The 17,257-nt window shown below is 72.3% G+C and carries 17 protein-coding genes; 5 read left to right on the top strand and 12 right to left on the bottom strand.

Annotated elements, in window-relative coordinates; genetic code table 11:
* Window positions 1-15 precede the first annotated feature (15 nt).
* Complete coding sequence (locus tag IE257_RS19775) at window positions 16-507, top strand: carboxymuconolactone decarboxylase family protein (RefSeq protein WP_189970456.1); 492 nt, start codon at window positions 16-18, stop codon at window positions 505-507.
* A 64-nt stretch (window positions 508-571) separates the two neighbouring features.
* Here the strand turns inward: IE257_RS19775 and IE257_RS19780 are convergent, their stop codons facing one another.
* The 5 genes from IE257_RS19780 to IE257_RS19800 form a co-directional block, all read right to left on the bottom strand.
* A complete protein-coding gene (locus tag IE257_RS19780) occupies window positions 572-1,339 on the bottom strand; it encodes a serine/threonine kinase C-terminal domain-containing protein (protein WP_189970458.1) in 768 nt (255 codons plus the stop codon).
* 3 nt (window positions 1,340-1,342) lie between these two features.
* Window positions 1,343-1,717: a hypothetical protein gene (locus IE257_RS19785; RefSeq protein ID WP_189970460.1), complete on the bottom strand. Its 375-nt coding sequence runs from the start codon at window positions 1,715-1,717 to the stop codon at window positions 1,343-1,345.
* The gene (locus IE257_RS19790; protein WP_229920524.1) at window positions 1,714-3,429 is read right to left on the bottom strand and encodes an AbeC-like domain-containing protein; all 1,716 of its coding nucleotides are present in this window, start codon (window positions 3,427-3,429) and stop codon (window positions 1,714-1,716) included. Before IE257_RS19790 ends, IE257_RS19785 begins: the two co-directional genes overlap by 4 nt.
* Before the next feature lie 135 nt (window positions 3,430-3,564).
* Entirely contained in the window at window positions 3,565-4,554 is a 990-nt protein-coding gene (locus IE257_RS19795) for a malate dehydrogenase (protein WP_189970462.1), read from the bottom strand.
* Window positions 4,555-4,749: 195 nt separating this feature from the next.
* Window positions 4,750-5,349 (bottom strand): short chain dehydrogenase, encoded by a 600-nt coding sequence (locus tag IE257_RS19800; RefSeq protein ID WP_189970464.1) that lies wholly within the window; start codon window positions 5,347-5,349, stop codon window positions 4,750-4,752.
* Here IE257_RS19800 and IE257_RS19805 point away from each other — a divergent pair.
* Window positions 5,342-6,268 (top strand): LysR family transcriptional regulator, encoded by a 927-nt coding sequence (locus tag IE257_RS19805; protein ID WP_189970466.1) that lies wholly within the window; start codon window positions 5,342-5,344, stop codon window positions 6,266-6,268. The genes IE257_RS19800 and IE257_RS19805 overlap by 8 nt on opposite strands.
* Here IE257_RS19805 and IE257_RS19810 read toward each other — a convergent pair.
* A complete protein-coding gene (locus IE257_RS19810) occupies window positions 6,265-6,867 on the bottom strand; it encodes a DUF3017 domain-containing protein (RefSeq protein WP_229920525.1) in 603 nt (200 codons plus the stop codon). The genes IE257_RS19805 and IE257_RS19810 overlap by 4 nt on opposite strands.
* Window positions 6,857-7,717, bottom strand: a complete 861-nt coding sequence (locus tag IE257_RS19815) for a bifunctional methylenetetrahydrofolate dehydrogenase/methenyltetrahydrofolate cyclohydrolase (protein ID WP_189970470.1) — start codon at window positions 7,715-7,717, stop codon at window positions 6,857-6,859. The genes IE257_RS19810 and IE257_RS19815 overlap by 11 nt, the downstream gene beginning before the upstream one ends.
* A 245-nt stretch (window positions 7,718-7,962) precedes the next feature.
* Between IE257_RS19815 and IE257_RS19820 the strand changes: the two genes are divergently transcribed.
* Window positions 7,963-8,655 (top strand): hypothetical protein, encoded by a 693-nt coding sequence (locus tag IE257_RS19820; RefSeq protein WP_189970472.1) that lies wholly within the window; start codon window positions 7,963-7,965, stop codon window positions 8,653-8,655.
* A gap of 91 nt (window positions 8,656-8,746) precedes the next feature.
* Here the strand turns inward: IE257_RS19820 and purH are convergent, their stop codons facing one another.
* Together purH and purN are read right to left on the bottom strand one after the other, a co-directional pair.
* Window positions 8,747-10,351 (bottom strand): bifunctional phosphoribosylaminoimidazolecarboxamide formyltransferase/IMP cyclohydrolase, encoded by a 1,605-nt coding sequence (gene purH, locus IE257_RS19825; protein ID WP_229920526.1) that lies wholly within the window; start codon window positions 10,349-10,351, stop codon window positions 8,747-8,749.
* Window positions 10,348-10,971, bottom strand: coding sequence for a phosphoribosylglycinamide formyltransferase (gene purN, locus IE257_RS19830; RefSeq protein WP_189970474.1), 624 nt, complete (start codon window positions 10,969-10,971; stop codon window positions 10,348-10,350). The genes purH and purN overlap by 4 nt, the downstream gene beginning before the upstream one ends.
* 243 nt (window positions 10,972-11,214) lie before the next feature.
* Between purN and IE257_RS19835 the strand changes: the two genes are divergently transcribed.
* Complete coding sequence (locus tag IE257_RS19835; protein WP_189970476.1) at window positions 11,215-11,802, top strand: hypothetical protein; 588 nt, start codon at window positions 11,215-11,217, stop codon at window positions 11,800-11,802.
* 136 nt (window positions 11,803-11,938) lie between these two features.
* On the opposite strand, the gene IE257_RS19840 is transcribed toward IE257_RS19835, so the two are convergent.
* Window positions 11,939-13,534 (bottom strand): cell division protein PerM, encoded by a 1,596-nt coding sequence (locus IE257_RS19840; protein WP_189970478.1) that lies wholly within the window; start codon window positions 13,532-13,534, stop codon window positions 11,939-11,941.
* A 119-nt stretch (window positions 13,535-13,653) separates the two neighbouring features.
* Between IE257_RS19840 and IE257_RS19845 the strand changes: the two genes are divergently transcribed.
* Entirely contained in the window at window positions 13,654-14,913 is a 1,260-nt protein-coding gene (locus IE257_RS19845; RefSeq protein WP_189970480.1) for a helix-turn-helix domain-containing protein, read from the top strand.
* 56 nt (window positions 14,914-14,969) lie between these two features.
* Here the strand turns inward: IE257_RS19845 and sucD are convergent, their stop codons facing one another.
* Complete coding sequence (gene sucD / locus IE257_RS19850; protein WP_189970482.1) at window positions 14,970-15,857, bottom strand: succinate--CoA ligase subunit alpha; 888 nt, start codon at window positions 15,855-15,857, stop codon at window positions 14,970-14,972.
* 21 nt (window positions 15,858-15,878) lie between these two features.
* Entirely contained in the window at window positions 15,879-17,057 is a 1,179-nt protein-coding gene (gene sucC / locus IE257_RS19855; protein ID WP_189970484.1) for an ADP-forming succinate--CoA ligase subunit beta, read from the bottom strand.
* Window positions 17,058-17,257 lie beyond the last annotated feature (200 nt).

Genomic DNA, 17,257 nt, shown 5'->3' on the forward strand with positions numbered 1-17,257 from the left:
CCTAGGGTGGATCACATGACGACCACACATGAACACGCCCCCGAGCACACCCCGCGCCTGCACATGGCGAAGCTCGCCCCCGAGGTCTACAAGGCCGTGCTGGCTCTGGAGATCGCCTCCAAGAAGGGACTGGACCCCTCCCTGGTCGAGCTCGTCAAGATCCGCGCCTCCCAGCTCAACCACTGCGCCTTCTGCCTCGACATGCACACCAAGGACGCGATCGCCGCAGGCGAGAGCGTGGAGCGCATCGTCCAGCTGGGTGCCTGGGAGGAGTCGCGGCACTTCTACACCGAGAAGGAGCTCGCCGCGATCGAGTTCACCGAGGCGGTCACCGTCCTGACGGACGGCTTCGTGCCCGACGAGGTCTACGAGAAGGCCGCCGAGCAGTTCGAGGAGCGCGAGCTGGCCCAGCTGATCGCCGTGATCGCGACGATCAACGTCTGGAACCGTATCGGAGTCACCACCCGCATGGTTCCGGGCCACTACACCCCGGGCATGTACAAGTAGTCCGGTCCGGCCGGTCCGGCCAGTCCGGTCAGTCCGGTCAGACCCGTCAGTCCGGTCAGACCCGTCAGTCCGTCCTGAAGGACTCCACGGCCGCCGTCAGGTTCGCGCGCACCGCCGCGCCGTCGGCGGCCGGTCCGGCCGCCAGCAGTGCCCACCGTCGGCCGTCCGGGGCGACGGTGATCCGCTCGATCGCGCGGCGGCGTCCGTACGACTCCGGGTTGTCGTACTCGTACACCAGCTCGCAGGACCCACCGGACACCGGATCGAGGGAGACCTCCTGGTAGCCGGGACGGACGCCGAGGGCCTCCGAGGAGATCCGCAGCAGCTCGCACGCTCCGACACCGTCCGGCTCGGTGACGCGAAAGATCTGGACCAGCGCGCTGCGGTCCCCGGGCCGCCGGTAGAAGGAGCCGCTGCCGTCCTCGTCGTGACTGCGCTCCCAGCCCGTGGGGACGGCGACCGAGAAACCGCCGTCGTCGCGGACCACCGTGTACGGCGGCGGGACCGAGGGCGACCCGGAGGCGGCTGCGGTCGGGGCCGCGTTCGAACGCGTACCGGACGGCGGGGCCGGGGTACCCGAGGCCGACGGGGCCGCGGCGGGTTTCTTCGGCTCCTCGTCGCCGAGCAGGAGCCATCCCGCCATGGCACAGCCGCCCACCACCGCGGCCCCGAGGGCCACCAGCAGCGGGACCTTCCACGACTGCTCCCGGCCCGGTCCGCCCCCTTGCGGGCGGGGCGGGGGCGGGGGCGGGGGCGGGGGCGGCGGCGGCTGTTCCGCCCACTCCCAGCGCTGCGACTGCGGATTCCAGTGGGCGCCGCCGCCCGTGGCCACCGGTCAGCTCCCCAACGAGGCGAGCAGCCCGCCGAGGGCGGCGGCCGCGTTCACCGAGTCCACCACGGGGGCCCAGCGCTGCAGCGCACCCCTCAGCCGGGCGGGCAGGCCGGGCCGGATCTCCCCGGCTTCCTCCAGCTCGCCCGCGGCCTCGTCCAGTTCGGCGTCGAGCGCCGACCGGTCGGCGCTGCGGGGCAGGTGGACGAGGGCGATGCGCAGCTCCCGTACGGCCTGCAGCAGTTCCGCCGCGCCCGGGGCGGCCGCCCCCGTACCGTCGTGGTGGACGGTGGTGTTGGTGATGTTGGTGCCGCCGATGCTGAAGGTGCTGTCCGAGACGCGGTTGATCCGCACCTCCCCGGTTCCCCCGTCTTGCGTCACTGCCGATCTCCCCTGTCCGTGTGATGGCTCGTCCGATTGCTGTGTCCGCTGCCGCCCACGCTGAACGCGCTGTGGCTCACCGACTGGATGTACACCCCGCCCTCCGCCACGGTGACCGCGCGCTGCGCGAACTCCTCCGTGTGCCAGCCCGCTTCGTGCAGGGCCACGGTCACGCCGGCCACGATCCGGTCCTGAATGGTCTTCAGGTACCGGTCCAGGTCCATCAGCTGGAACAGCGAGGCGTCCTCCTGCGCCGCCAGCTCGCGCACGGACACGGCCGGACCGGCCGGGAGCGCGCCGCCGTGGCCCTCCGTGGCGATCTGCCACGGGCCGCGGCTGCCGCCCGACAGGGTGGTGAGCGCCTTGGAGAGCGAGCGGGGGGCGTGCTTCAGCGCCCAGACCGTCTTGGCGAAGGGGTTGTTCCGCAAGTGGCGCCGGGCCACGTCGTCGGCCTCCTGGAACTGGCGCCGTACGGGCAGCAGCACGTGCGGCGCCACCTCCAGCATCAGCATCCCGCCCTGCGTGTGGACGCGTACGAAGACGGTGATGACGAGGTTCTCGTCCCAGCCGCCGACCCGTACCCGCAGGAAGTGGCGGCGGCGCTCCCCGCCCTCCTCCACGGCTCCGGCCCGGTGCGCGTCGAACGCGCTGTCCGAGAGGTCCGGCTCGAACGCGGCCGGCAGCCCGGACGCCGGCAGGAACACGCACTCGTCCACGACCAGTTCCCGCAGCCGGTCCAGTACGGCCTGCTCGGCCTCCGGTGAGCCGTGCGGCGACGGGATGCGCAGGGCCTCCAGCCGCGGCCTGATCCGGGCCACGATCCGCTCGTTGTCCAGCGGTTCGGGCTCGACGCCGTCCGTGCGGGGGCGCAGTTCGACCGACAGGTGCCAGGGGCGGTACGCGGCGCCCGCGCCGCAGAACGGGTCGTCGACGTTGTAGATGACCAGGCGGCTGTGCTGGGTCCGCAGGATTCGGTCGCGGGCCCTGAGGAAGCGCCTGCCGGAGGCGGGGTCGGCGTTCGGGTCGGCGTACTGCGTCCTGCTGAGCGAGGTGCTGATGACGCGGGCGAAGTGGCCCCGCTGGAGGCCGACGACCAGGGACAGCAGGCCGAAGACGATCAGGGCCGTCCAGGCGTACGAGGCCGCGAGCGCGTAGCCGAGTACGGGCAGCGCGAGGACGAAGCCCAGGCCGAAGGGCTGCTCGTCGAACTCCTGGAGGAAGGACTCGTATACGACAAGCGACTCGTCGGTCCCTCCGACTCCCGTCCGGCCGTCGACCGCGCCGACCAGTACACCCAGGACGACGCCGATGAGGAGGACGTACCCGCATGCGCGCAGGAGGAGTTCGAGGAAGCGGCTGCCGCGTGCGCGCGTCACGCGACGGCGCTCGATCCGTCCGGCCCCGCTCAGGAACGCGGCCGGGATCAGCAGGAAGATCACGAGTGCCTGGGCCATCACCAGTCCGAGGCCCCACACCGCGATGACGGCCGAGGCCCAGGCCACTTCGGCGCGGCGGGCCTGGAGTGCGTGGGCGAGGACGCGTGCGGCGTCGAAGCCGTAGGAGGGCGCCACGTAGCGCTCCTCGTGGACATAGAGCTCCTGGATCACCCGGTCGCGGTACGCGGCGTCGAGATAGCTGCCGGCGCACAGCAGCCGGCCGGCCTCGCTGAGCGAAGGGTGCACAGGAGTTCTGTCGTCCGCAGTGCCTGTCACCGAATCCCCCTTTCGGTGTGCGGAGGGAAACCATAAGACGGTGATCAGGCGCACGACAGGCTCGTTCGCGCCAAAAGGCCCCGGCGCAATGCGCCGGGGCCTTCAGGAAGAGCGGATCGGGTCGGGGCGACCGGATCAGATCAGGCCGAGCTCGCGGACCGCGTCGCGCTCCTCCGACAGCTCCTGGACGGAGGCGTCGATGCGGGTGCGGGAGAACTCGTTGACGTCCAGGCCCTGGACGATCTCGTACTTGCCGTCCTTGCAGGTGACGGGGAAGGAGGAGATCAGACCGGCCGGGACGCCGTAGGAGCCGTCCGACGGGATGCCCATCGAGGTCCAGTCGCCCTCGGCGGTGCCGTTGACCCAGGTGTGGACGTGGTCGATGGCGGCGTTGGCGGCCGACGCGGCCGAGGACGCGCCACGGGCCTCGATGATCGCGGCGCCGCGCTTGGCGACGGTCGGGATGAAGGTGTCGGCCAGCCACAGCTCGTCGTTGACGACCTCGGCGGCGTTCTTGCCGGCGATCTCCGCGTGGAAGATGTCCGGGTACTGGGTCGCCGAGTGGTTGCCCCAGATGGTCAGTCGCTTGATGTCGGAGACGGCGGCACCGGTCTTGGCGGCCAGCTGCGAGATCGCGCGGTTGTGGTCCAGTCGGGTCATCGCGGTGAAGCGCTCGGCCGGCACGTCCGGGGCGGCGGCCTGCGCGATGAGCGCGTTGGTGTTGGCCGGGTTGCCCACGACCAGGACCTTGATGTCGTCCGCGGCGTGCGCGTTGATGGCCTGGCCCTGCGGCTTGAAGATGCCGCCGTTGGCGGCGAGCAGGTCACCGCGCTCCATGCCCTTGGTACGCGGGCGGGCGCCCACGAGCAGCGCGACGTTGGCACCGTCGAAGCCCTGGTTCGGGTCGTCGAAGATGTCGATGCCGGCGAGCAGCGGGAAGGCGCAGTCGTCGAGCTCCATGGCGGTGCCCTCGGCGGCCTTCATGCCCTGGGGGATCTCCAGAAGACGGAGCTTGACCGGCACGTCCGCGCCGAGCAGGTGACCGGACGCGATGCGGAAGAGCAGCGCGTAGCCGATCTGGCCGGCGGCGCCGGTGACGGTGACATTCACAGGAGTGCGGGTCATGGCCTTCTCCGTTAGACAGCTGGCGGTGGGGCGTCCCTGCCCCATGTGCTGGAGGACGCCGCTCCCCTGTAAATCTTGACGTGAAGAGACATCCGCGGTCAGGCTATCCGACCCGGGACCGGGCTAACCCCCGGGTCCCTGTGGTGCGTGGCACACGGACCCCGGCGTTCGAAGGCGCGACCGGCCCCCGGACCCCTATTCGACCAGGAAGATCTGGCCCGTCCGGTGCCCCTCCACGGACTTGACGTAGGCGTTCGCCGCGCGGGCGACCGGGACGGCGTCGAATCCCGCGAAGGTGTCCCCGTACGCGTCGAGTGACTCCTCGAAGACGGTGGGGCTGACCGCGTTGATGCGCTGACGGCCCGGCAGTTCGATGGCGGCGGCGCGCACGAAGGCCTCGACGGCGCCGTTGACGAGGGCGGCCACCGAGCCGGTGAGCAGGGGCTCGCGTGCCAGGATGCCGGTGACCAGCGTGTACGAGGCGTGCGCCGGCAGGTGCGCGATGCCCTGGCGGACCAGCTCGATCTGGCTGACGGCCTTGCCTTCGAGGCCGCCGCGGATGTCGTCGGTACCCAGCTCGGCAAGCGGGCGCCACGGCACGCTGCCGGCCGCGCACGCCACCGCGTCGATGTCACCCTCCCGCTGCGCCACCTGCTCGTACATGGCGCGGATGGAGCGGGGGTCGGTGATGTCGACATGGACGTCGGCGCCCTTGCGGGAGGCGGTGACGACCTGGTGACCGCGGTCGCGCAGGGCCGTGTGGACCGCCCGGCCGAGGGTGAAGCGCATGGTCATCCTGCGGGACCTGGCGGAGCACACCCGGGTGACGGCCGTCGCCGACCTGCACGGGGTCACGCCCTCGGCCGTCTCCCAGCAACTACGCGCCCTGGAGGCGGAGGCCGGAGCCGCCCTGGTCGAGAAGGACGGGCGCGGGCTGCGGCTGACCCCCGCCGGGGAGGCGCTGGCCGCCGCGTGCGAACCGGTGCTCGCGGCCCTGGAACGGGCCGAGGGAGCCGTACGCGCCCTCGACGCCGAGCCGATCGGGGAGCTCGCGGTCGGCTGCGCCCCGAGCGCACTGGCCACGGTGGCCGCCCCCCTCGTCGCCGAGCTGGCCGTACGCCACCCGCGGCTGCGCCCGCGCATCGTGCAGGCGGACCCGGAGGAGGCACTGCCGCTGCTGCGCCTGCGCCGCCTGGACCTGGCGGTGACCTACGCCTACCCGCTGCTCGGCGCCCCGCCCGCGCCCGGAACCACCGCGGTGCCGCTCTTCGAGGATCCGCTGTGTCTGGCGCTGCCGCGGTCCCTGCTCCGCGCCTACGAGCAGGACGGGCTCGCCGCGCTTCGGCAGTGCGAGTGGGTCGCGGCGCCGGCCCCGAGCAGCTGCCGCGAGATGCTGCTGCACGCCTGCCGGAACGCCGGATTCACCCCGCTCATCGCCCACGAGTGCGGGGACCTCCGGTCCGGTCTGTGGCTCGTGGCCACCGGTCAGGCCGTGTCGATCCTGCCGAAGCTGCTGTGCGACGCCCCGCCGCCCGGCGCCGCCGTACGGGAGCTGCCGGGGCCGGGGCGGACGCTGGACGCACTGGTCCGGGCGGGCACCGAGACCCAGCCGGCCGTCGCGGCCGCCCTGGCCGCGCTCACCGCACTCACGGCGACGGGCGCACCCACCGCGCCGGCCGCACCGACGGCGCCGGCCCCGCCCCGCCCCGCCTAGCGCACGGTGAAGCGGACCACGTCCTCCATGAACGGGATGTGCAGCAGCGGCTTGGGCATCACCAGCGCCAGCAGGGTGATCGCCACACCCAGCAGCCCGTACGTGATCATGTCCGTGAAGCGGGAGCGGACCGCGAGCATCCCCACCGAGGGCAGCAGCCGCCGCATCACCGAGGCCGCGAGCAGGGCCACGCCGATGATCAGGCAGCCGACCCGCGGGTGCCCGAGCGCGGTGGTCAGCAGCCCGACCGCGGTCGCGGTGAGCACGCTGAGCATCGGCCACTGACGGGCCGGTGTGGACACGGCCCCGGGCACGGCGCGACCGCTGCCCTCGGGGCGGGCGGTGTCCCGGGTGATGGAGGGAAAGCGGCGGGACCTGGCCGTCTCGGCCCCGGACGCGGCGGTACCGGACGCGGCGGTACCGGACGCGGCGGTACCGGACGCGGCGGTACCGGACGCGGCGGTACCGCCGTGGGGGCCGGGTTCGGCCCCCACGGCGGGGACGACCGGCGTGACGGGTGCGACCGGAGCGACGGGCGTGCCGTTCGCCCGGGCCGCGCCGCCGCCCGCCGCGTTCTCGGCGTCCGATTCAGCCTGCACTGGTGGTCCGTTCCGCCGCCTCGACGACATTGACGAGCAGCTGGGCCCGGGTCATCGGGCCGACCCCGCCCGGGTTCGGCGAGATCCACGCGGCCACCTCGGCCACGCCCGGGTGCACATCACCGACGATCTTCCCGTTCCCGTCGCGGCTGACGCCCACGTCGAGCACGGCCGCGCCCGGCCGCACGTCCTCCGGCTTGACCAGGTGCGGGACACCGGCCGCCGCGACGATGATGTCCGCCTGGCGCAGCAGCCCGGAGAGGTCGCGCGTACCGGTGTGGCAGAGCGTCACGGTGGCGTTCTCGGACTTGCGGGTCAGCAGCAGGCCGATGGAGCGCCCGACGGTGATTCCGCGGCCGAGGACGACGACGTGCGCGCCGTTGATCGTGACGCCGTGATGGCGCAGCAGTTCGACGATTCCGTACGGGGTGCAGGGCAGCGGGCCCGGCTCGTTGAGGACCAGCCGCCCCAGCGACATGGGGTGCAGGCCGTCGGCGTCCTTCAGCGGATCCATCAGCTCCAGGACCCGGTTGGTGTCGATGCCCTTGGGGAGCGGGAGTTGGACGATGTAGCCGGTGCAGTCCGGGTTGGCGTTGAGCTCCCGCACGACCGCCTCGATGTCCTCCTGGGAGGCCGTCCCGGGCAGTTCGCGCTGGATGGAGGCGATGCCGACCTCGGCGCAGTCCTTGTGCTTGCCGTTGACGTACCAGCGGCTGCCCGGATCGTCACCGACCAGCAGGGTGCCGAGGCCGGGGGTGATGCCCCGGGCCTTCAGGGCCGCCACACGGGCGGTCAGTTCGGACTTGATCGCGGCGGCGGTGGCCTTGCCATCGAGAATCTGGGCGGTCATGACCCCATCCTCCCGGATGAGGCGGCCCCGGTTCCAGTCAAGGCACTCGCGGGGGCTCAGGGTTCATTGCACTTGCACAACAAGTCACCGCCCGTAGCGCAACCAACTGGACAAGTAACGGCCGGTCGGACCACGATGAAACGACTGAGTGCCGCGGGCAGTGCCGGGGGGCGGGACCGCACCGTGCAGGATTCCTCCGCGCTCGTGCCGTGCGTCCCTGCACTTCCACGGAGGAACACCCCACCATGAGCTTCGGCGAACCGCACAACCCGTACGGACAGCAGCCGCCCCAGGCCCCCCAGGGCCAGCCCGGCTACGGCTACCCCCAGCAGGCGCCCCAGGGCGTCCCGCCGCAGGGCGGCTACGCCTACCCGCAGCAGGCCCCGCAGGGCTACCCGGGCGGACCGGCCGGGTACCCGGGCGGGCCCGGCGGATATCCGGGTGGCCCGGGCGGCTACCCCGGGGCCCACATGGAGATGCCCGGCGGCGCCAAGGCCGCCCGCGTCATCCTCTTCATCCTGGGTAGCCTGCAGGCGCTGGCCGGCCTGTTCGTCATCATCGGCGGCACCGTCTTCGCCGCGGCCCTCTCGGGCTCCTCCAGCTCTTCGGCGGAAGAGGCGGGAACCGCCGTCGGCATCGGCTTCGTCATCGGTGGCCTCATCGTGATCGGCCTGGCCCTGTGGCCGTTCCTGACGGCGGCCAAGATGGGCAAGGGCCGCAACGGGGTCCGCGTCTCCGGCATCGTCTACGGCTCGATCCAGACCTTCTTCGCCGGCCTCAGCGTGCTCGTCAACCTGGCGGCACTGGGTGCCAGCGAGTACTCGACCGGCCCCACCGCCATCGCCGTGGTGCCCGCCCTGGTCTCCCTCGCCCTCGGCCTCACGATCGTCATCGGCCTCGCGAAGGCCGGCGACTACTTCAAGCGCCCGGTGTACTGAACCCGGTAGTCCCCGGAACCGGAACCGGCGAAGGCCGCGCCCCGCACTGCGGGACGCGGCCTTCGCCGTAGATCGGGGTGTGCCGGGTGGCTCAGTGGAAGAAGTGCCGGGTCCCGGTGAAGTACATGGTCACGCCGGCCTTCTGCGCGGCCTCGACGACCTGCTCGTCACGGACCGAACCGCCCGGCTGGACCACGGCCTTGATGCCCGCCGCCGTCAGGATCTCCAGCCCGTCCGGGAAGGGGAAGAAGGCGTCGGACGCGGCGTACGAGCCCTGCGCGCGCTCGGCACCCGCACGCTCGACCGCCAGCTTCGCCGAGTCCACGCGGTTGACCTGGCCCATGCCCACGCCGACCGAGGCGCCGTCCTTGGCGAGCAGGATCGCGTTGGACTTGACGGCCCGGCAGGCCTTCCAGGCGAAGGCCAGTTCGGCGAGCTCCGCCGGGGACAGGGCATCGCCGGTGGCCAGGGTCCAGTTGGCCGGGTCGTCGCCCTCGGCCTGGAAGAGGTCGCTCTGCTGGAGCAGCGCACCGCCGCTGATGGGCTTGAGGTCGCCCGGCTGGTGCGGGGTGCCGTCCACCTTCAGGACGCGGATGTTCTTCTTCTTGGCCAGGACCTCGACCGCGCCGTCCTCGTAGGCGGGGGCGGCGATGACCTCGGTGAAGATCTCCGCGACCTGCTCGGCGAGCTCCACGGTCACCGGGCGGTTGACGGCGATGACGCCGCCGAAGGCCGACAGCGGGTCGCAGGCGTGCGCCTTGCGGTGGGCCGAGGCGACGTCCGCGCCGACCGCGATGCCGCACGGGTTGGCATGCTTGATGATCGCGACGCACGGCTCTTCGTGGTCGTAGGCGGCGCGGCGCGCGGCCTCGGTGTCCACGTAGTTGTTGAAGGACATCTCCTTGCCGTGCAGCTGCTCCGCGTTGGCGAGTCCGCCGGGCTGGCCGTCCGTGTAGAGGGCGGCGGCCTGGTGCGGGTTCTCGCCGTAGCGCAGGGTCGACTTGCGCTCCCAGGCGCCGGCCAGGAACTCGGGCAGGGCCGCGGTGTCGTCCTCGGGGGCTTCCGGGGCGTACGCGTTCGTGAACCAGGAAGCCACGGCCACGTCGTAGGCGGCGGTGTGCTGGAAGGCCTCGGCCGCGAGCCGCTTGCGGGCGGTGAGGTCGAAGCCGCCGCCCTGGGCCGCCGCGATGACGTCGGCGTAGCGGGCCGGGCTGGTGACGACCGCGACGGAGGGGTGGTTCTTGGCGGCGGCGCGGACCATCGACGGGCCGCCGATGTCGATCTGCTCCACGCACTCGTCGGGGGTGGCACCCGACTGGACGGTCGCCAGGAAGGGGTACAGGTTGACGATCACCAGGTCGAAGGGCTCGACGCCCAGCTCGGCGAGCTGGTTGCGGTGGTCCTCCAGGCGCAGGTCGGCCAGGATGCCGGCGTGCACGCGCGGGTGCAGGGTCTTGACCCGGCCGTCCAGGCACTCGGGGAAGCCGGTCAGCTCCTCCACCTTGGTGACGGGCACTCCGGCCGCGGCGATCCTCGACGCGGTGGAGCCGGTGGAGACGAGCGCGACGCCGGCCTCGTGCAGGCCGCGGGCGAGCTCTTCCAGTCCCGTCTTGTCGTAGACGCTGATGAGCGCACGCCGGATCGGCCGCTGGTTCGTGGTCGGGTCGTTGCTCGCTGCGATGTCTGCGGCGGTCACTGGATTGTTACCTTTCGTCCCTCAATGCGGTAGCCGTGCCGGGCCAGACGCCCCACGACATCGACGAGCAGCTGACGCTCGACTTCCTTGATGCGCTCATGGAGAGCGGCTTCGTCGTCCTCGTCCCGGACCTCGACCACACCCTGGGCGATGATCGGACCGGTGTCCACGCCGCTGTCCACGAAGTGGACCGTGCAGCCGGCGACCTTCGCGCCGTACGCGAGGGCGTCCCGGACGCCGTGCGCACCCGGGAAGGCGGGGAGGAGGGCGGGGTGGGTGTTGATGAACCGGCCGCCGAAGCGGTCGATGAACACCTTGCCCACGATCTTCATGAATCCGGCGGACACGACGAGGTCCGGCGCGTACGCGTCGGTCGCCTCGGTGAGGGCGACGTCCCACTCCGCGCGGCTCCCGTAGCCCTTGACCGGGCAGACGAAGGTCGGGATCCCGGCCTTCTCCGCACGCTCCAGGCCGGCGATGTTCTCGCGGTCGGCCCCCACGGCGACGACTTCGGCACCGAAGCCCTCGGATCCGCCGGGGTGGGCGTCGATGGCATCGAGGAGGGCCTGGAGGTTGGTGCCGGAACCGGAGACCAGCACGACCAGGCGGGAGGCGGCCATGGGAGGCCCTTTCTCGCGGGATTGCGGTGTTCGTCTTGTGTGGTCATACGAAACTTCGGGGTACCGATATATGGGCAACCGTACGAAGCCGCCGACCGCCTGCAACGATACCGGTACACCGGACAGCCCCCGAGGGACGGGGGGACGACCGGGCGGTAGCGTCTGGCGTACAAGCCGCAAACTGGGCCCACCTCGCCACGACGTCCTCACGACGTCCATGACACAGGGGAAGAAACACACCCGATGCCGGACCGCCGTCAGCCCGACTCCCCCACCGACGACAACCCCTTCGCCGCTCCGCCGGAAGGCCGGCCCGACCAGCCGTGGCAGCCGCGCGACGGTGGCGGTGGCGGGAACGGCGAGAGCCCGAAGGACTCGGACGGGCAGCGGGGGCCGACGCGCTGGGACCCGACGGACCCGATCCAGCGCCGCGCCCGGTACGCGCTGCTGGCCGGCATGTGGGGCTTCTTCTTCGGGATCTTCGGGATCCCGTCCGTGGGACTTCTGCTCGGGGCGCTCGCCCTCTACTGGGGAATCAGCGCGCTGCGCGGCAAGCCCGTGCCGGCGACGGCCGACGGCGCCCCGGCCGCACCGGCGGGCGGCCTGGACGCCCTGGGCCCCGCGGCCCGCCCCCAGCGCACGGCGGCGGTGAGCGGGCTGGTCACGGCCTCACTGGCGATCCTGCTGGCGATGAGCTCGTACGCGCTGCAGCTCGCGTACAAGGACTTCTACGTGTGCCGCGACGACGCCCTCACCAAGTCGGCGGAACTCCAGTGCAACACCCTCCTCCCGAACAACCTGGTGGGCGAAGTCCTGAAGGTCCGCCCGTAACGGCCGACAGCACCCTCCCGGCCCCGCCTGCCCACTCCCAGCCCCGCCGGCGTTCGAGGCGACCTCTCAGCCTCGCCGGCGTTTGAGGCGCGGGGTCCGGGGCGGCGCCCCGGCAGCGGCGCCGCACCCGAACGGCCTACTCGGGCGGCGGCTTCCGCCGGGCCAGCACCCGCGCCCCAACCACCGGCGGAGCCAACGGCCCTGACACCGGCTCCACCGGCTCCACCGACTCCGCCGATTTCCCCACAAGCAGGCCCGGATCCAGATCCAGCCCGGCCACCACGGTCACGGCCCGCCGCACCCGCACCTCGGGTGCGGCAGGAACCTCAGGAACCGCCGTAGGCACCGACACCCCGATCTCGGGAATCAGCGCCCCCGCCGCCTTTCTCATGGCCGCCCACCGAACCTCCCGCACCCCGCTGTCGTGCCACCCGTCATCCACCGCGTCATCGGCATCCAGCGCGTCCAGCCCGCCCGGCCCCATCGCCGGGCGGTTCCGCCACGCATGCACCGCCACCGCGACCGGCACGGCCAGCACCGCCGTCCACGCGAGGGCCGCCGCCCCCGTGGCCCACCACACCGGCCCGAACTCGGCGAGCCGCCGCGAACCCAGCGGCCCCGCCGACGCCGCCGCGAGCCCGGCCATGGCGAGGCCGCACACCACCGAGCCCAGGGCCGCCGTGAGCGCGGTCTCCCCGTACGAGACCTCGCGCGCCCGGCGTACCGCGAACCAGCCCACCGCCAGCCCGGCAACCACCGGCACCACGGCGACCGACCAGGTCAGCGGGGTCCCCGGGCCCGCGGACGGGAGTGCGGCCAGCAACGGGAAGCGGGGCAGCCCGGGCGCGCCGGGGAAGCCGAGCGGGGCGGCCGTCACGTCGGCGCCGAGGGCGAAGCCGGGGCCGAGGGCGTAGGACGCGCCCCAGACCATGGCGTTCGGGATCAGCGTCAGCGCAAGCAGCAGGACCGCGAAGCGGCCCGACCAGACCCCGGTCAGCGACAGGAAGGAGGACTGCACCTCGGCGCCGTGCCACGCGAGCGAGGCGCCGACGACCAGCGCGCCACCACCCAGGAGCACCAGGGCCCCACCCGCACCCGCCCGGAGCGCCAGCGCGTACCGGGGGCGCACGACAGCCCTCCGTACGCCCCCCGGCAGCCAGGACGGCAGCGGCCCGAGCGGACGCCCCCGGGCCCCCCACACCCCGCCGGCGGCGGCGAGCACGGCGACCAGCGGGATGTGCCAGGCCGCGCTGATGGGGTCGGCCGACATGGGGCCGCCGGCGGCGTAGACCGTGGCGACGGCCCCGACGGCGAGATATCCACAGAGCACGGCGGAGAACACGGCTCCGGCGGGCAGCACCTCGTCCTCCTCCTCGGCCGCGCTGCCCAGCCGAGCGGCCCGCCGCATGAGCAGCACGGGCAGCGCGACGAGGAGCAGGGGCGTCATGCCGACGGGCGCGGGAACGCCGGACAGGGTGTCGTACCGCACCAGCTCGGTCCCGTGCGCTAGCAGCCAGAGCCCGGCGGCGAGGTGCAGGGCCCCGCCGGGGCCGCTGTCGGGGTAGGGGGAACTGATCCACAGCACGATGACGAGCACGGCGAGGAAGCCGAGCCCGAGTCCGGCCGCAACGGCGCCGCCCACGACGCATGCGGCGGCGGCCGGCGAACGGCGCCGCACGCCGGCTCGCGGGGCCGCCGACAACGAGGTCCCGCGTTCGGTCACTTGGGTCACCCCGCCATGGTGCCAACGACACGCGCTATGGGCGGGTAACAGGCGAATGCCCGTGGTGTCGCTCAATATACGTTTATGTACTTTTTCGCCCAGGGCTGTCGGTTCGCGGGGAGTGTGGCATGACACGAAGCGTCGAGACGGCCTCCTCAGCGGACTCGAAGCTGAGCCTGCCCGCCCCGAAGGAGCGCCGCAGACTGCGCGAGGCGGCGGAACTGACACACGAAGAGGTCGCCGCGGCGGTGGGCGTCACCGCGGCGACCGTCCGCTCCTGGGAATCGGGCCGCACGGCCCCCCGCGGGCGCAAGCGCGAGGCGTACACGCAGTTCCTGGCCCGTCTCGCGGACCCCACGGAAGCCGCAGCACCCACCGGCGAGCCCGGGGAGGCCAAGCCCGCACGGGCGGCGGAGGACCCTGCCGCCGACCCACCCGCCTCTCACGCACCGGCCGAACCCGCGGCCGTCGGGGCCACCGCCGCCGTGACCGGCGAGCCCGCCGCCACGACCGGCGAGCCCCCCGAACCCCCCGAGCCCGTCGAGCCCGTCGAACAGCCCCCGGTGGTCCCGGCACACGGCCCGGCCGAGGCCTTCGACGCCCTCTACGCCTGCGCCGCACGCGACCTCGCCCGGCAGGCCTACCTGCTCACCGGCCGCGGGGCCCTCGCCCTGGAGGCGGTGGAGAAAGCTTTCACCCAGGCGTGGGCACGGTGGCCGGAGGTGGCCACCGACCCCGACCCGGTGGGCTGGGTGCGGGCGATCGTGTACGAGTACGCGCTCTCCCCCTGGCACCGGTTCCGGCGTGCCCACCGCCACCCCGACAAGCCCCCCGCCGAGCCCGCGGACCGGGTCCTCCTCGACGCGCTGCTCTCGCTGCCCCCCGTCCACCGCCGTACCGTCCTGCTCTACGACGGCGTCGGCCTCGACCTTCCCGACACCGCCGCCGAGACCGAGGCCACCACCCCCACCGCCGGGAACCGGCTCGTGCACGCGCACGCCGACCTCACCGAGCGGATCCCCGAACTGGCCGAGGTACCGCCCGAGAAGCAGTCCGCACTCCTGCGGGACCTGTTCACCGCGCTGCGACCGGCCGTCGACCTCGACCCGCGCCCGGCCGCGGCCGTCCGCGGCGGCGGGGAACGGCGCACCCGGATGTGGACCCGCGCGACCCTCAGCCTGACGGCGATGATCGCCGTCTCGACCGCCTACACGGTCATGACCGCGCCCACCCACTACGAGCCCCCGCTGGCGCCCGGCGAGAGCGTCTCCGGCGTGCCCCCGCTCGCCGGCCCCCAGCAGCTCACCGAGCACAGCAGACAGCTCCACGACAAGCTGCTCGCCGACCCGGAGGCCGGACCGGCGCGGATCGCCCCGAAGGGTGAATGAGAACGGGCGTGGCCCGCACCCCGAGGGGTGCGGGCCACGCCCGTGCAGCGTCGCGCTTACTTGGCGTTGAGGATCTCGCGCGCCAGCTTCGCGGTCTCGGTGGGGGTCTTGCCGACCTTCACACCGGCGGCCTCGAGGGCCTCCTTCTTGGCCTGCGCGGTACCGGAGGAGCCGGAGACGATGGCGCCGGCGTGGCCCATGGTCTTGCCCTCGGGGGCGGTGAAGCCCGCGACGTAGCCGACGACCGGCTTGGTGACGTTCTTCGCGATGAAGTCCGCCGCACGCTCCTCGGCGTCGCCGCCGATCTCGCCGATCATGACGATGAGCTCGGTGTCCGGGTCGGCCTCGAAGGCCTCCAGGGCGTCGATGTGCGTGGTGCCGATGACCGGGTCGCCACCGATGCCGACGGCGGAGGTGAAGCCGATGTCACGGAGCTCGTACATCATCTGGTAGGTCAGCGTGCCCGACTTGGACACGAGACCGATCTTGCCGGGCTTGGTGATGTCGCCCGGGATGATGCCGGCGTTGGACTGGCCGGGGGTGATCAGACCCGGGCAGTTCGGGCCGATGATCCGGGTCTTGTTGCCCTTGGCGGTCGCGTACGCCCAGAAGGCGGCGGAGTCGTGCACCGCGATGCCCTCGGTGATGACGACGGCCAGCGGGATCTCGGCGTCGATCGCCTCGACGACGGCGGCCTTGGCGAAGGCCGGCGGGACGAAGAGGACGGAGACGTTGGCGCCCGTCTTCTCCATCGCCTCGGCGACGGAGCCGAAGACCGGGACCTCGGTGCCCTCGAAGTCGACGGTGGTGCCGGCCTTGCGCGGGTTCACGCCGCCGACGATGTTGGTGCCGTCAGCCAGCATCAGCTTGGTGTGCTTCATGCCCGTGGCACCGGTCATGCCCTGGACGATGACCTTGCTGTCCTTGTTGAGGAAGATAGCCATGTGAGTCTGTGACCTCTGCCCTTACTTCGCAGCCGCGAGCTCGGCGGCCTTGTCGGCCGCGCCGTCCATGGTGTCCACGCGCTGGACCAGCGGGTGGTTGGCGTCCGAGAGGATCTTGCGACCCAGCTCGGCGTTGTTGCCGTCGAGACGGACGACCAGCGGCTTGGTGACCGCCTCGCCCCTGTCCGCGAGCAGCTGCAGCGCCTGGACGATGCCGTTGGCGACCTCGTCGCACGCGGTGATACCGCCGAAGACGTTGACGAAGACGGACTTGACGTCCGGGTCGCCGAGGATGATCTCGAGACCGTTGGCCATGACGGCGGCGGAGGCGCCACCGCCGATGTCCAGGAAGTTGGCGGGCTTGACGCCGCCGTGGTTCTCGCCGGCGTAGGCGACGACGTCGAGGGTGCTCATGACGAGACCCGCGCCGTTGCCGATGATGCCGACCTCACCGTCGAGCTTGACGTAGTTGAGGTTCTTCGCCTTGGCGGCGGCCTCGAGCGGGTTCGCGGCCGCGTGGTCCACGAACTCCTCGTGACCCGGCTGGCGGAACTCGGCGTTCTCGTCGAGCGAGACCTTGCCGTCGAGCGCGATGACGTCGCCGTTGGCGACCTTCGCGAGCGGGTTGACCTCGACGAGGAGCGCGTCCTCGGCGATGAAGGTCGCCCACAGGGTCACGAGGACCTCGGCGACCTTCTCGGCGACCTCGGCCGGGAACTGCGCCAGCGCGACGATCTCGCGGGCCTTCTCGATGGTCACGCCCTCGTTGGCGTTCACCGGGACCTTGGCGAGCTTCTCCGGGGTCTCCTCGGCGACCTGCTCGATGTCCATGCCGCCCGCGACGGACGCCATGGCGAGGAAGGTGCGGTTGGTCCGGTCGAGGAGGTACGAGACGTAGTACTCCTCGAGGATCTCCGGAGCCGTCTCGGCGATCATCACCTTGTGGACCGTGTGGCCCTTGATGTCCATGCCGAGGATGTCCGTCGCCCGGGCAACGGCCTCGTCCGGGGTGGCGGCCAGCTTCACGCCGCCGGCCTTGCCGCGGCCGCCGACCTTCACCTGCGCCTTGACGACCGACTTGCCGCCCAGCCGCTCGGTGGCCTCGCGAGCCGCCTCAGGCGTGTCGATGACTTCACCGGCCAGCACCGGTACACCGTGCTTGGCGAAGAGGTCCCTCGCCTGGTACTCGAACAGGTCCACGCGCGTCCGTCCCTTGTCTTTTTAAAGATTCGCAGTGATTCGCGGTTGTCTGCTATCTGCGTGGGCGTGCCGCGGAGGGCAACGTGACGGCGCTGTCACAAGGAAGGCGCACACGGTGACCGTGGACGCGGCATGTCCGTCCCGCAGGTTATCCCCGAGGGACGTGGGACCCTAAATCGCAGATCACACCTGAGCGGTGA

The organism is Streptomyces avidinii (genome assembly GCF_014650695.1).
Taxonomy (GTDB): domain Bacteria; phylum Actinomycetota; class Actinomycetes; order Streptomycetales; family Streptomycetaceae; genus Streptomyces; species Streptomyces avidinii.

Bases quoted from the DNA above. Each gene is read 5' to 3' on its own strand.
- IE257_RS19815 (WP_189970470.1), bottom strand. From the start codon at position 7,717: ATGACCGCCCAGATTCTCGATGGCAAGGCCACCGCCGCCGCGATCAAG.
- sucD (WP_189970482.1), bottom strand. From the start codon at position 15,857: ATGGCTATCTTCCTCAACAAGGACAGCAAGGTCATCGTCCAGGGCATG.
- IE257_RS19800 (WP_189970464.1), bottom strand. From the start codon at position 5,349: ATGACCATGCGCTTCACCCTCGGCCGGGCGGTCCACACGGCCCTGCGC.
- IE257_RS19820 (WP_189970472.1), top strand. From the start codon at position 7,963: ATGAGCTTCGGCGAACCGCACAACCCGTACGGACAGCAGCCGCCCCAG.
- IE257_RS19795 (WP_189970462.1), bottom strand. From the start codon at position 4,554: ATGACCCGCACTCCTGTGAATGTCACCGTCACCGGCGCCGCCGGCCAG.
- IE257_RS19835 (WP_189970476.1), top strand. From the start codon at position 11,215: ATGCCGGACCGCCGTCAGCCCGACTCCCCCACCGACGACAACCCCTTC.
- IE257_RS19845 (WP_189970480.1), top strand. From the start codon at position 13,654: ATGACACGAAGCGTCGAGACGGCCTCCTCAGCGGACTCGAAGCTGAGC.
- IE257_RS19805 (WP_189970466.1), top strand. From the start codon at position 5,342: ATGGTCATCCTGCGGGACCTGGCGGAGCACACCCGGGTGACGGCCGTC.
- purN (WP_189970474.1), bottom strand. From the start codon at position 10,971: ATGGCCGCCTCCCGCCTGGTCGTGCTGGTCTCCGGTTCCGGCACCAAC.
- IE257_RS19775 (WP_189970456.1), top strand. From the start codon at position 16: ATGACGACCACACATGAACACGCCCCCGAGCACACCCCGCGCCTGCAC.